The 13,892-nt window shown below is 39.2% G+C and carries 13 protein-coding genes; all 13 read right to left on the minus strand.

Annotated elements, in window-relative coordinates:
* Positions 1-29 precede the first annotated feature (29 nt).
* On the minus strand, positions 30-1,037 hold the full coding sequence (locus G632_RS19105) for a glycosyltransferase family 10 domain-containing protein (RefSeq protein WP_022768256.1): 1,008 nt from the start codon (positions 1,035-1,037) through the stop codon (positions 30-32).
* Entirely contained in the window at positions 1,034-1,996 is a 963-nt protein-coding gene (locus tag G632_RS0106720) for a glycosyltransferase family 2 protein (protein ID WP_022768257.1), read from the minus strand. The genes G632_RS19105 and G632_RS0106720 overlap by 4 nt, the downstream gene beginning before the upstream one ends.
* A gap of 19 nt (positions 1,997-2,015) precedes the next feature.
* Entirely contained in the window at positions 2,016-3,164 is a 1,149-nt protein-coding gene (locus G632_RS0106725) for a glycosyltransferase family 4 protein (protein ID WP_022768258.1), read from the minus strand.
* A 155-nt stretch (positions 3,165-3,319) separates the two neighbouring features.
* Positions 3,320-4,417 (minus strand): DegT/DnrJ/EryC1/StrS family aminotransferase, encoded by a 1,098-nt coding sequence (locus G632_RS0106730; protein WP_022768259.1) that lies wholly within the window; start codon positions 4,415-4,417, stop codon positions 3,320-3,322.
* Positions 4,418-4,577: 160 nt separating this feature from the next.
* A complete protein-coding gene (locus G632_RS22665) occupies positions 4,578-4,787 on the minus strand; it encodes an AbiH family protein (RefSeq protein ID WP_081647088.1) in 210 nt (69 codons plus the stop codon).
* 731 nt (positions 4,788-5,518) lie between these two features.
* Positions 5,519-6,823, minus strand: a complete 1,305-nt coding sequence (locus G632_RS21045; RefSeq protein WP_022768260.1) for an SIR2 family protein — start codon at positions 6,821-6,823, stop codon at positions 5,519-5,521.
* A 158-nt stretch (positions 6,824-6,981) separates the two neighbouring features.
* Positions 6,982-7,341: a hypothetical protein gene (locus tag G632_RS22130; protein WP_051154887.1), complete on the minus strand. Its 360-nt coding sequence runs from the start codon at positions 7,339-7,341 to the stop codon at positions 6,982-6,984.
* A gap of 46 nt (positions 7,342-7,387) precedes the next feature.
* Positions 7,388-8,104 carry an IS1634 family transposase gene (locus G632_RS22135; RefSeq protein ID WP_035782166.1) on the minus strand — a complete coding sequence of 239 codons (717 nt, stop codon included), beginning with the start codon at positions 8,102-8,104 and terminating at the stop codon, positions 7,388-7,390.
* A gap of 17 nt (positions 8,105-8,121) precedes the next feature.
* Positions 8,122-8,472, minus strand: a complete 351-nt coding sequence (locus G632_RS19125; RefSeq protein WP_051154889.1) for a hypothetical protein — start codon at positions 8,470-8,472, stop codon at positions 8,122-8,124.
* Positions 8,473-8,533: 61 nt separating this feature from the next.
* Positions 8,534-9,274: a DUF3037 domain-containing protein gene (locus G632_RS0106750; protein WP_022768261.1), complete on the minus strand. Its 741-nt coding sequence runs from the start codon at positions 9,272-9,274 to the stop codon at positions 8,534-8,536.
* Positions 9,275-9,284: 10 nt separating this feature from the next.
* Positions 9,285-10,085 carry a HipA family kinase gene (locus tag G632_RS0106755; RefSeq protein ID WP_022768262.1) on the minus strand — a complete coding sequence of 267 codons (801 nt, stop codon included), beginning with the start codon at positions 10,083-10,085 and terminating at the stop codon, positions 9,285-9,287.
* Between the two features lie 558 nt (positions 10,086-10,643).
* Positions 10,644-11,558, minus strand: coding sequence for a hypothetical protein (locus tag G632_RS22140; protein ID WP_196802276.1), 915 nt, complete (start codon positions 11,556-11,558; stop codon positions 10,644-10,646).
* A gap of 506 nt (positions 11,559-12,064) precedes the next feature.
* Positions 12,065-13,879: an adenylate/guanylate cyclase domain-containing protein gene (locus G632_RS19130; protein ID WP_022768264.1), complete on the minus strand. Its 1,815-nt coding sequence runs from the start codon at positions 13,877-13,879 to the stop codon at positions 12,065-12,067.
* Positions 13,880-13,892 lie beyond the last annotated feature (13 nt).

The raw sequence follows: 13,892 nt of genomic DNA on the forward strand, positions 1-13,892 counted from the left end.
TTTCTACTATATCAATTGCATTTTAATTTTTAGCGAATCTTCTTATACACCCACACCATCGCGCTGATCAGTTTATTGCTTTTAAGTTTCTCCTCGCGTCTAATCCTCTTCTTGTAGTTCTCTTCATAGGCTGCCATCTTGCCATGTATAGGGCGTCTTCTGGCAGATTCGTAGTCGGAGTCAATTATATGATACAGCCATTTGGACAAGCCAGAAATTACTTTCACGCGAAGTTCATTGTCAAGGAGAGGCTGCTCCCCAAGCATTTTAAGGTAAAGCTCATCATTAGTATCTATTTCTTTCACCCTAGCGACAGCCTCTTCCATAGACAGTCCGCAACAGTTAATAAATGCTTTTTCATTAAATTCTGCGATTGCAGTCTCATCTCCCCAATAAATCGGGACAGTTCCTGCCGAAAAAGCCTGCATAAGTTTCTCTGTGCAATAGCCGGGATAGGCAGAATTTTCGAAAGCAATGCTGAACTTATAGTTTTTGAGAAAGGCTCTTTTGTCACCTACTCCCTCGGGCAGCCCTATGTTGTTGTAAGCTTTCCCACCGGAATCTACCTGTCTGTAACGTGAAAGCGTATGGAAAAACTGTTCTCTTACTGGGTCGGCAAAGGTATTGTTGGTCGCAACTATACCACAAAATTTCCTCTTCTCAGGGCTTACGCCCACAAGCTCCAATCTATCCTGCAGTAGCAGGTCATAGTCTTCTCTGTACTGTTCCCAGAGATATATCGGGAGTCGGTAAAATCTGTCCCCAACATCCATGTGTTCAAAACCGACCGCATAGTCACAAAGGTTGAAATTTGGAAAGAGATTTTCTCCCGTCACAAAGATGCGGATGCAGTTGTAGTCAAGGTATCTGTTATCACTTGCAGAGTAGAAAAGGTACTGAACTTCAGAGCTGCTTTCTAAAGCCGCAGTGTCTGCTATTTTGACATCATAGCGGTCCTTTAGGCAGTTGTATATTATGTTGTTGGTCGGGTCAAATCCTGGGTAGATGTCCGTGTATCCTATGGTAATTTTCTTCATTCTTCATTTATTTCCATTCCAAACTCTTCAACAGATTTGATACTATATGAGGTATCTACATGAACGCCATAATAAGTTTTTATCAAAATCTCACTCATCAGGCCAAAGATAATCATCAAAAGTCCAATGATAATAAAGAATATAGTCAAAAGAGGCGGGAAGATATTATCCCTCATCTTACGCCCTTCGCAGAAAAGCACTATTGACCATATGCCACAGCCAAACCCGGCAATACCAAAGAAAAATCCCATTCCTCCAAGAAGATGAAGTGGTCTTGTGGCAAATTTGTTCCAAAACCACACCGATATCATGTCAACAAAACCTTTGATAGTACGTTTCCAGTTATATTTTGTGGAGCCTGACGTTCTGGGTCTGTGGTTTACCACCACTTCTCCTACTGTAAATCCTTTTATTTTGAGGATTGCCGGAATAAATCTATGCTGCTCACCATAGAGAGTCAAACCCTTAAAGCATTCCCTTTTATATACTTTAAGCGAACAACCACTGTCATGAATTCCATCGTGAACAAGTAGGTATCTGAGAAAATTGGCGCCTCTTGACACAAATCGCTTCATAAAAGTATCTTTCCTGTTTTTGCGCCACCCGGACACGATATCCAGATTATTGTCATGAAGGTAATTAAGCATATTAGGAATGTCTGCCGGATCGTTCTGGCCATCACCATCCAGAGTGACGATATAGTCATTCTTAGCCGCCTTAATTCCAGCATCCATAGCTGCTGTTTGCCCAAAATTTTTGCGCATCCTAATATACTTAAGAGGTGTTAATGTTCTGCAGACCTCGTCAGTCCCATCTGATGATCCATCATTCACAAAGATTATTTCATAAATGTAATTATTTGCTTCGCAGACATCCTTGATCTCCTGATGGAGCTTTGCTATATTTCCTTCTTCGTTGAACACCGGTACTACAACCGATATACTATCTTGATAACTCATAAATTGGCCTTTCTTGATTCTATATATTTTTCTTAATCACTTCACTAAAAAGATTTAGATATTTATCAGAAGTTGATTTCCAGGAGAAAACATCTCTGACCAGTTCAATACTCCGTTGTCCCATGGCTTTACGATTTTTTTGATTTTTTACCAATTCTAAAATCTTACCACCAAAGTCTGCTGCCGTCACCACATATCCGTTACCGTCAATCAGCTCGTCGCTTCCCTGGCAGGGAGTCATTATGATTGGTAGTCCATAGGACATTGCTTCCAATACAGCATTCGGCATACCCTCCTTGCGTGAAGGAAAGAGAAAAACATCTGCTCCAGAGTAGTATTGGGGTAATTCAGCTTTAGATTTTTGCCCATGGAATGTAACATTGTTGATCAGGTTATTTGACTTGACCAGTTCTTCCAAAGTCTCTCTGTATGGGCCGTCGCCCACTATATCTAACGTAACATTTTTCCCCTCATCACTGCATATGCTGATAACCTCTGGGAGTAGCGGAATAATATCTTGGAGTCCTTTTCTCTCAATCAGCCTGGAAACAAAGAGAAGTCTTACTGAGCTATTGTCTTCTGTGTCTGCCGAGTTCTTGCTTTCCTGACATACATCCGCCCCATTGGGAATGATCAGAATCTCCTTCTTATTATAAAAGTTCAAGGCAAGTTCCTCTAGTCCCTTACTATTTGCCACCAAAGCATCCGCTTTTTTCCAAATAGCTATAATAGCTGGTGCAATGAGTTTATAAACTGACGTAAATCTGTCCTGAAATCCCGGAATATCACCGCCGCCAAATCTGATAACATATGGCAGATCGTATTTCTTTTTAAGCCAATAACCGATTGGTCCACTGGGAATACCAAAGAAGACCTGGCAGATATCATAGCTAACCTCCTTCTGAAGTCTGTCTGCCACAGGCAAGGCTTTCTTTAGATAATCAAGCATTTCCTTAAAACTGCAGTGCTCAAGGTGCTTTCTATTGGTGACCAGGCGATATATTTTCAGTCTTCCATCTTCTTCATACTTTTTCTCACCATCAAACCACACTGTTACTATGGTTACTTCATGTCCTGCTTCAGAATACTCTTTTGCAAGGTGCATAAGTGCATTTGCCCCGCCTCCTCCTACAGGAGGATATTCATGAGACACAATCAATATTTTCAAAAAGCAACCTCCCTTATAGTAAATACTCATTCAGAGCTTTAATTACATACGATTCTTCCTTAGATGTGGCTTATCGGGAATTTAGCAAGCATGCAGATCTGGCCTGACTCTAATGAAGCTGGTTAGGTTGAACATTGGTTTTTCCTTGCCACAGATTAATTTGTAAAGCCATTTAATGCATTGATAATATAGGCCTGCTCATCGTCTGTCATTCCATTATACATCGGAATTGAGAGAACAGTATCAGCCAGACGCTCTGTGATTGGGAGTTCTCCTTTTTGGTGTCCCAGGTAGGCATAGGCCTGCGCAAGATGAGGTGGAATTGGATAGTGGATTATTGTTCCTATCTCGCGTTTATTGAGATATTCTATGAGTTTTTCGCGCTCTTCACACCTGATCACATATTGATGCCAAACTGCTGTTGCTCCTGGAGCTATTTGTGGAAGCATTATCAGTGGATTACTGAGTTCTTCAGAATATCTTTGGGCGATGCGCTCACGTTCCTCCGTTAGTTCTTTTGCATGCTTAAGACGAACTCTTAGAAGCCCTGCCTGAAGTTCATCGAGTCGGGAATTTGCACCCACCACTTTGTTATAATAGCGCTTCTCGCTGCCATAGTTTCGGAAGATCTTGAACTCTTTTGCCAGGGTTTCATCATTGACAACCACAGCACCGGCATCACCGAAAGCACCTATATTCTTGGAGGGATAAAAAGAAAAGCATCCCACGTCCCCAAAGGTTCCGGTCATCTGCCCATTAAAGCATGCCCCATGAGATTGGGCACAATCTTCAACAAGTTTCAGGTTATGCTTTCTGCAGATATCTGTGATCCTATCCATTCTGGAAGCCATGCCATATAGATGAGTTACAAGAATAGCCTTAGTGTTTGGGGTAATAAGGTCTTCTATCTTGTCAGGATCCATACCGAAATGTTCATCCGGTTCTATAAATATTGGGGTAGCTTCATTTATTGTGATGCCCATTACAGAAGCAATATAAGTATTACCCTGGACAATTACCTCGTCTCCTTTACCTATACCCAGGAGCCTGAATGCAATCCAAAGGGCATCAAGACCTGATGCAAGTCCAACACAGTACTTTGCCCCTGTATATGCTGCAAACGCTTCTTCGAAAGCTTCTACTTCTTTCCCAAGGATATACCATCCGGAGCGAAGTACCTCGAGAGCCTTTGCCTCAAATTCAGTTTGATATTTGTAAAAGCCGCGATCCATGCGGTTGGGGAGAATCTTCATATAACCCCTTTCCCATTCTGTACTATAAGAAACCTTACCATTAATACCTAAATCAGCCGAACAATCAGAATAATAGCAATACGCGCCGCACCCACTACGCCATTATATCATAACAAGCAACTTTTAATCCTGATAAAGTTCAGTTTACCGGATGAACTTTTCAATACGTTATCCGAACATTCGGATAAGACCTCATCCTTATCAATGCTGAATGGATTGTTAAAGTATCTTTCAAATTCCTTTGGCCACTCCTTTTTTCAATATATGACAGTACCGAATCTTTGTGTTTAAGGAAAAACAAGAAGTCGGTATATGAAGTTGGCAATTTATGAGCCAGGTCAAATCCATTTCCAACGATAAGAAAGTTCATAGTTTGTCACCTTTTCTATCCTTGCGCTCCTGTGAAATTATGCCCATGGTTTGTTCATGCAGGGACTGTTACAACATTATTCAGGAAGAATAACTCTGGATGTTTCTGATAAATGTCAGGATACAAATGGAAAATAACTACGCAGAACAGGCAACAAAACCATTTACCATAGCGTGAAAGAATGTCATGCTCATGGAATCCGATAATGGAGCCTATGCCAGTGCAATGATCTTCAGCATAGCTGAAAGAACCAGCGCTAATAGCCTAAATACCTATGATTATTTTTTGGCTGCTTCTATTTGAAATCCCGAAACATCAGGATGTCAAGTATCTTGACTTCATAAATGACCTTCTTCCCTGGTCAAAAGCGTTCAAGAGAAGTGTCCTAGCATGTATAAAAGAGCATAATTTATTTACCAAGGTTCAAATCTATGAAATTGCCAGTAATTGACGGTCTCTATTTATTAAGTACTCAAGAATGAGGGCTTACTCTCAATCAGTGTTTTGACACGTTCATAATTTACCGCTGATCCCATTTAGCTGTGACTTCTTCTATAATTTCTTGGTTCTTCATTTTTATAGTTTCATCGACAGCTTCTGCAGTTAGCAGCTTGATTCAACGACACAGTTTATAAAACTTATCCGTATTTATCTTGTCTGTTTTTCACTGCTCTGACAAGACATGCACAAAAGCCTCCCCCTTACCCGCATCATCCTTTTATATGTCTCATTTATTTTAAAAATGATGTGACAATTGACAATCTCTTTTTCGAAGCAGCTTTCGCAAATCCTACCACAGAGTAACAACTATCTTTATTCGAAGAGTACATAAATTCTGCATATTTCCTTCTATACCTCCATCCATCTTCTTTGAAAGCTCTCGCCAAAAATGTTATCATTGCACTTTCACTTAAAGATGGTTGAGTTAAGCCATATCTATAATTATTCCATTTTTCTTCCGTTTTCTTATCAATCACCAAGACCTTTTTATCATCTAAGTGTACTTGTAGGTATGTATTAAGCATACTATTTAGATAATAGTCCCCAAAACCATATCCAATTATTATTAGCTTCCGATTATGAAGTAGACAATTGAATAATTCCATCTGGTATACATCGAATGGATTCTGCAAAAGCTTATCAGCCTTCATTAATCCTGTGATGATGTTTGCCGGATGCAGATCTTCCCTCTGTTGTGTCAGATGACCAGAACGCCCGATGTTCTTCCTATATTTTTGAACCTCATTAAAATTCTTATACTTATACAGGACACTTCTCGGCTCATCATAAGCATGTCGGTTTATATCTTTAGGATCATAATTGGGTTCTTCAAAAAAAATCTGACCATGAAGATTAGATACCCTGTTTCTATCGTCATCTTTTAAATATACTTCCGGTCTAAATCTCATAAAACTCTCGTAGCCAGGTTCATCCACATAGCCATCATTGTAGTTCGGAAGTGCAAACTGTGGCCATGTATCATAATTAAGGTTAAATATATCAAATCTGCAATTAAGTTCTTTCTCAATTGTGTTAAAGAATTTTTTGTATTTATTTCCTTTAGAGGCAAATTCCTTATTATAAGCATAGACAATCTCGTTTATTTCTAGTACAACTTCTTTAAGAAGCATTCTAACTATATATCCAAGGCTGTCAAAAGCTTTATTGTTTTGATTGGCCATATTCTCAAATTCCACATTAAGGTCTGTGAAAACAAGATGAGGTGATAAGTATTCTTTAGCTACATATGTACTATTTTTATTAGTAATATAGCTATACAACAGCTCAAGTACATTAAAGTATTCCTCAAAATTCACCACATCAGCAATCTTACTAGAATTCCATTTTCCCTCATAACGATTATGACTTTGCATTTCATAGATTTTCTTACAGATTTTTCTTTTAAGAGATACAATACCCTCTTTGTCATCGCTAACTGTTCCTTTATTGAAAATTCTCTTTGAAATATCCCAAGTCGAAACACCAGTAGCTTCTATCATGGCCCCGGCACCTAATATTACTGTGATTCTCTGCATAATAAAAACCTGTCATGAGATGATTTCCTCTATAAAGGACATTGAAAGAAATCAACACTAACTTTTCCTTTCCCCTGTTAATCGTGATGTTGGTTATAAAAGTTTGTATGTAAATGTTTAACCATTTAACCTAATGTCCCGCCATTTTATACCAAGGCTCATGTCGGTACAGGGACTTCCATAAGCTCATAGCGCTTACATTGTTTATTAGTTATCTCAGACAGATGATGGGTTTTACCAGGCTGCTGATAGTATTTGATAACATCCAGCTCGTCAAGCAGTGACTGCATTGTGTAGTCGCTGAACAGGCCGTTTTCATCCATCTGCTTTTTTATATAAGACATCAGCTGCAGTGCTATGAACTGCACAAAGAACTCACCTTCAAAATTTTCTTCAGATGCGACAGACATCCTGCGCATCGAAAGACGCTCTTTGAGGTTTCCGAATGACTTCTCGATAAGATCCTTCAGCCTGTATATACGCAGCGCTTCGACAGAATCCTTGATGCCATTTGTCATAAGCGCAAAGTAACCATAGTTACGCTTAGCCTTACGTATGGCATCCTCATTGAACGAGTATACCTTTCCTCTTACTGGTGTTCATGTACCCAAAAGTACTTCTATACAGCTTTGTATCTTCCGGATCAGGAGTGCCATTTACCAAGTTGTTTTCAAGGCGGTCAAGCATCGCATTGAACCGCACCTTGTCATCAGTAGCTTTTTGGTCATTATAGTAGAAACGAAGATATATTCGGCGCTTGTCAGTAATGGCTTCGCCTGAACGAGGCTTCTCCTCTGTATACCCCCATTCTTCTGTAAATGACATGACATATAGCTTTAGCTCAGAATTATAGTTAAAGTGGGTAACGAAATCATCACGGATCTTGTTCAGACGATTGCTCACAAGGCTAAGTGAGAGTTTGGCGCCGATGAGAAACTTATGATGATGCTTCATCAGGTCATTTATGTTCTTCTCACTGTAAAAGCCTCTGTCCATGACAAGCTTTAGCTTTTCAAGTTTAAAGAAATCAATATCCTTAACGAGATTCTCTATAGTCTTGACATCAGTGATGTTACCTGCCAGTTTCCTGTAGTAAACAGGGAGCATTGATTCCTCTCCATACAGCAGAGCAAGATTTACCTGCGGGAGGGAATCGCCTTCTTTGTTCTTTCCATACTTGGCCTGCTTTATCAAAGCCGAGTATGAGGAGATAGATGTCGTATCAAAAGCGAGGTATTCATCGCAGGAGTGGCGCTTTGCCTGATATTTGAAGTAATCCATCTTGGATTCTTCAGTGATCAGTCCGAACAGTTCACTGCTTCTCTGCGAAGGAATATCCTTGCCATAAAGATGCCTGTCTTTTCAGCAATCCTGTCAAGCAGGTATGTTGCTCCATTGAACTGGCGAAAACAGATATCTGTCGGTACAGGTACGGTCTTGGAGGATGTAAGGCTTGCTTCGTATTCGGCTTTGAGACGATGGAAGTTCTTGTTAGGTTTGAAGTCATTTCCATCGTACTTGCCAATGTACTCACGCTTATGATCAGCCTGTTGCTTTTCTGCGTTCCAGAATGGATGATCAATGTAAGCGTAACCATTCTGAATGCCGACTTTATTAGTAATCCAGGGCTCATTTATCTTGATATCCATAACTCCTTGGTATAATTTCACGGGAGCGCAGGATTAAAATTGACCAAACTTCGCTTTTAACTCAGGAAACAGTTTCCAACACATACTCAAGTCCTTTTTGCACCTTATAGACTTTTGCATGTTCCATTAGTATTTGTTTAACTATTTTTAATTGCGGTGAATCCGTATCATCATCATAAAGAAACACCACTTCATATTTGTCTTTAAGTTCATCAGCTGAAAAGGCCCATTGTTTTGCTGATGGTATTAGCTTCGATGCATCTTTTTCCTTAAAAGAAAAAAACTTTATCGCTATTTTCCCTATAACGTAGTCAAAGTTAACGTTTTCTTTATAAGCCCCTGAAACTTTAGAGTCAGAAAGCTCCATGTTTGAAGAAGTTAATATCTTCCTGATGTATTTCTTTTCCTCTGACCGAGACAGACGTTGATTCTTACTCATGTCAAATTTAAGATACACCTTAGTATAGTTGTCGACATAATCCTCATCATCCGCTACATCCAATGCTATAACATTTGAAAATCTAAACTCATTAACATATCTCTTTTTGTAATTCTCAATCGAAAAATCCGAATCATAATTAAAAATATTCATTTCCACTTGTTGTTTGATCCCAGCCAAATATGTTTTAACAAACATTATATCAGCCTCATCATCAAAAGCTTGAAATCGCTTAAAATTTGAAATATATCTAAAGTCTCGCTGACCTGTTGAAATATTGTGAAACAGCACCCCAACGCACAAACACTCATCTGATATAATATTGTTGTAATAATTTAACGCTGCATATTCAATCTTACTCATAGCTTCCCTTTCATTTTCCCAAATATTTCAAAATTGTCACACAGATATCATCAAAATGAGCAATCCGATATAATATATAACAGATCAATGCATCTATATCATCCTTTGCAGGTAACCATTCTTCAGGAATTTCTTCTACAATGTCATATAGTTTATCTTCTGTAATTATGTCAACAAATGAGTTTCTATAATTACACAATATTTTCTCTCCTACTGAAATATTTCTAAAAAACATCGAATATAACTCATTATTTTCTTCAAGTATCTTTGAGCTAAAATAATCTTTTTCACGCATTGCGGTTGTCAAGCAACGTGCATCCCAGATCGCTTGATTGATAAAAACGTGCGAATGATCAATCGCCCACAGAATAACACTATTTTTATAATATTGTACAAGAAGGTTTCCTGGGTTTCGATCAGTATTAAAAATAATATGATCAAACAAAAGGATTTTATAAAAATCATCCTTGTTATTTATGAGCGGAACGATGCTTTCCACTAAAACAACTGACTTATTAAGATATGTGGAATAAAAACCATATCCAAGTTGTCTTTCACTAACACATTTATCATATACTTCAGTATCATTATCAATAATACAGACTCCTGAATCCGGCATAGGAATCCCCAATAAATTGGCCAAGCGATAGCAAAGATATTCATTAAATAAAACCAACGTTCCTTCCGGCCCATTGTTAGTCTTTATCACAACCATTTCATTTTCATTAGTCATAGCCAGTTTAGGCTCTGTTATACCATTCCCAATATTATGAAATACTACCTTGATATGTTCATTCTGTATCCTTTCCACCTTCTTTCAAAACTCCTTTAACGCATCACGATATCATCACTTAATTATGTGTGGCCCAATAACGCAGATATCTTTTTTATCCAATTGTCTGATTATCTTATTTCTGGCCATCTACTCCACTAAAATCATAGTAATCCCTTACTTATGCAACACACCAGTTGTATAATATCGTAGAAGAAATTGGCTTATATCATATATTAACAGGATACTATATTAGAACTCATTAGATATTTGTTATAAATAATGATCAAGCAAATTGCATATACCATGCATTCCTTAAAACCATAATTCTCAGATAAATATAACACCGTTGGAGATGTCGTTCCAAGAAACTCATAAATCTCAGCCAGTTTGTTCAAAATTTGCTTCAGATTTCTTTTGTGATTACTTCACAATATTAAAGCGTTGCTCCATACAACAACACATCTCCTGCCTTCACTTTTTGCCACCCTACTCTTTTTTCTTGTCAGATTAAGAGCTGAGCATATAGCTAATATCAAAACAAAAAGCACTAGCAAATATACCATATTTTATTATAACACAATATAAATCGCCTCATCATTTTTCACTCAAAGTGCTATTGCTCAACACCCTAATGCTTTTCTTTCCAATAACTTTGCATGAATATTTTGTCAGTTCATCTGACCCGGGATACATATCAAGAGGGGTTATAAGAAGCTCTGAACCAATGTGTTCATCAGGCAAAGTGATAACTACATTCTGATCAGAGGACGAATAGATTTTCTTCAGGGCAGAGGCGTAATAATGCTTCTCATTCTGTAAAATCCGCATATGAGACAATGTGTATACCCATGGAATGTTTTCGTAGCGCCTTCCATAAATACCAGAGATACTTAAGATAACAAGAGACAAAAGGGCAAGACTTACAGCCATTCCCACCTTCACTTTATTTTTTATGTAAGCACCCACATCTATTGATATAAATACCGACCAGATGATAATCAGAAAATTAGTAAGAAATTTAATCCTATTAACCACAGTGCCATCAGGATAACCTATAGCAAGTGGAAAGAGTACTCCGAAGAGAGAGGCCAAAAGATACAGGCAGATGTTTTTTACTCTCAAAAAACTTTTCTGCATCCTATATCCGAGAAAAATTCCGACAGCCATGAATACCAAGTATAACGGAGAGGACATTACATTTCCAAGAGAACGTCCTGTGTTTCGGATCGTAACTGCCAAGATGCTTACGAAATCCGCATGTTCTTCCAAACTGTTATAGCGGCAAAAATTTCCCGGGGCCAGGAGCGAAAAAAGGCCACCTCCCACCATATATATCAGCGGAATCAGGTCCTTAATAACAGTAGTCCGATCATTTACAGGTTTTCTGAACATACACATCAGATAGAATATCCCCATGAATATCCCCAGCTGATAGCAGAAACACCCAATAAATCCTGTAAGTGCAAGAACCAGGCCCCTTGCAAAAGATCTTTTTCCAAAGTATCTCATAGCACAGATCTGAGAAAGCATGACAAACACGACACTTAGCAGATAAGCCGCGCAGCCTACAAACCAGTAAAATATCTGCCGGTAAAAATCCGCATTAAGGAAGGCCATGACACTACACAGATATAAAGCACGGCAATAAAGACTTTCGTTGCAGTCAAAAAAGAAGCGTAAGATTTCTCTGATATAGGAATATAATATTATGACAAAAGCCAGGAACATCAACAATATCTCGATTCCCGTCAATAAGCTATAAGCAGGAGCATAGTTAAGAGGATTGAAAATAAATTCAACAAATAAGAACGGCCACATACCATTCCAGGTATTATAAACATAGTTTGTACCTGCTATGGAATCAGAAAGAAGATTATTAGACCCAACAAGAAAAGATGCCATGACATAATCATCTTTACATGGCATCGCATAAAGAATAGACAAAGCAAAAGGAAAAATAGTAATCAGGAGAGCTAAAAGCCATACACATCCTAAAAGCTTTGTTTTCAAGGTGTTCACAACAATTCCTCCACTTTTAGAACTTCGAAACCCTCAGCTTTTCCCTTTAGTCTGATAGAAGAACCAAGGGATGTATAGCGAATTTTACTCCCTAGTTGATCCACCACAGCACGGCTTACATACAAAGTCCCGGCCGGAGCATTGGATTCAAGCCTGGCTGCAGTATTGACAGTATCGCCAATCGCAGTGTAATCCATATGCTTCTCAGCACCCATATTACCCACAACAGCAGGACCATAGTTTATGCCAATACCAACCTGCAGCTCTACTCCGATCTCTTCTTTTAATTCATCGGAAACTTTACTTGCACCATCGATTATCTCCATAGCTGTCTTCACCGAGTTATACACTGCACTTTCCTGAGGAAGTGGCGCACCCCAAAATGCCATCATCGCATCGCCCACAAATTTGTCCAGCGTGCCCTTATTGCGCTCAACGCAGTCACTTGCCATGGTGAGATATTTGTTAAGAACATAGACCACCTTCTCAGGCGAAAGATGCTCTGACATGGTTGTAAAGCCCCTGACATCGACAAAAAGTACAGCTATATCACAGGTCTTTCCTCCAAGCGAAAGATTATCTACCCCTTCTTTTAATATTTCATCCACAATCTCAGGAGCCACATATCTCTCGAACGTTCTTGTTATCTTCATTTTCTCAATTGCAGAGCGAAAATATTTGATCCCCACGGCGACCACATACATAACAAGTGTCCCAAGCGGAAACCATAAAGGATGAACAAGCATACCATTATCATAAAAAATATATGCCCCTATAAACGTAGCTGCCCCAATCACAGTCATTAAAATGCCTGATGGTACAAGCTTGAGTTTTAGAAACAGCGAAAGTAAAGCTGCACACAAAAGCAGGACAATCAGTGCCTGCAGTTCATCAGACATCTCATATTTATAATCGTTTCGAAGGAACGCCTCAATGGCATTAGCCTGAACTTCCACGCCATACATTTTCTTGGCACGATCTATTGTTGTAAAGTATTCATCCTGAAGGCCTACCGAATATGGACCGATGAGTACAATCTTGCCGGCATAATAGTCCGAAGGCACATCTCCCCGTATAAGATCAGCAATATTATAGCCATCATCATAAGTTCCCGGGATTGCTGAATAAGACAGATAGTAGTGTCCACGACTGTCCGTCCTGGGCAGCAATAGCGTTTTCCCATTTTGCTCCTGATATGCCCGCGCAGCTTCATAAGCCATAGAAAAGACTCTTTGTGTGTCTCCGTTTTCTTTGGGGACGTCAATATATAAAAGAGCATGTCGAAGCACTCCGTCAAGATCATACATGGCATTTATGTGCCCCTGAACAGACACATTTTTAAGCGCTTCGTACGGCTCATTGTATGTGATCACCCGGTGTTCAGCCAGATCAGTTTTTCCGTCGTCGTTCTGAATATACTGTGAACCAAATACACCTGCGGTGGCCGTTATGACCTTAGGCAGACCAGCAACTGCACTTACAAGACTATCGTCCTGCTTTGCAGCTGTAGTACCTGTATACAATGTATCGATAGCAACAACTGCAGGAAGATTGTCCTTATCCTGTGCAAGCTCACTAAGAGCAGCCGCCATATTGCCCCGGCCCCATGTGTTATAGGCTCCAAGTTCCTCAAGAGAATCATCATCAATGCCAATAACCACAACATTTCCCGTAACTGCCTTAGGCTGCTGAAATACGTAGTCCTGAATCCATTTGTCTATCCTGTTGAAAAGACCTAAATAAGTGACCAGGGCGTATATAAAAGCTATTGTCAATATAATCAATGCTTTCTGATAAGTCTTTTTAACCATGCGTAATCAACCT

Origin of the sequence: Butyrivibrio sp. NC2007, from assembly GCF_000421405.1 — a bacterium.
Lineage (GTDB): Bacteria > Bacillota > Clostridia > Lachnospirales > Lachnospiraceae > Butyrivibrio.

Bases quoted from the DNA above. Each gene is read 5' to 3' on its own strand.
- G632_RS0106720 (WP_022768257.1), bottom strand. From the start codon at position 1,996: ATGAGTTATCAAGATAGTATATCGGTTGTAGTACCGGTGTTCAACGAA.
- G632_RS22665 (WP_081647088.1), bottom strand. From the start codon at position 4,787: ATGAACTTTCTTATCGTTGGAAATGGATTTGACCTGGCTCATAAATTG.
- G632_RS19130 (WP_022768264.1), bottom strand. From the start codon at position 13,879: ATGGTTAAAAAGACTTATCAGAAAGCATTGATTATATTGACAATAGCT.
- G632_RS0106730 (WP_022768259.1), bottom strand. From the start codon at position 4,417: ATGAAGATTCTCCCCAACCGCATGGATCGCGGCTTTTACAAATATCAA.
- G632_RS19125 (WP_051154889.1), bottom strand. From the start codon at position 8,472: ATGGATATCAAGATAAATGAGCCCTGGATTACTAATAAAGTCGGCATT.
- G632_RS22140 (WP_196802276.1), bottom strand. From the start codon at position 11,558: ATGAGATACTTTGGAAAAAGATCTTTTGCAAGGGGCCTGGTTCTTGCA.
- G632_RS22135 (WP_035782166.1), bottom strand. From the start codon at position 8,104: ATGGATTACTTCAAATATCAGGCAAAGCGCCACTCCTGCGATGAATAC.
- G632_RS22130 (WP_051154887.1), bottom strand. From the start codon at position 7,341: ATGACAAATGGCATCAAGGATTCTGTCGAAGCGCTGCGTATATACAGG.
- G632_RS21045 (WP_022768260.1), bottom strand. From the start codon at position 6,823: ATGCAGAGAATCACAGTAATATTAGGTGCCGGGGCCATGATAGAAGCT.
- G632_RS19105 (WP_022768256.1), bottom strand. From the start codon at position 1,037: ATGAAGAAAATTACCATAGGATACACGGACATCTACCCAGGATTTGAC.
- G632_RS0106750 (WP_022768261.1), bottom strand. From the start codon at position 9,274: ATGAGTAAGATTGAATATGCAGCGTTAAATTATTACAACAATATTATA.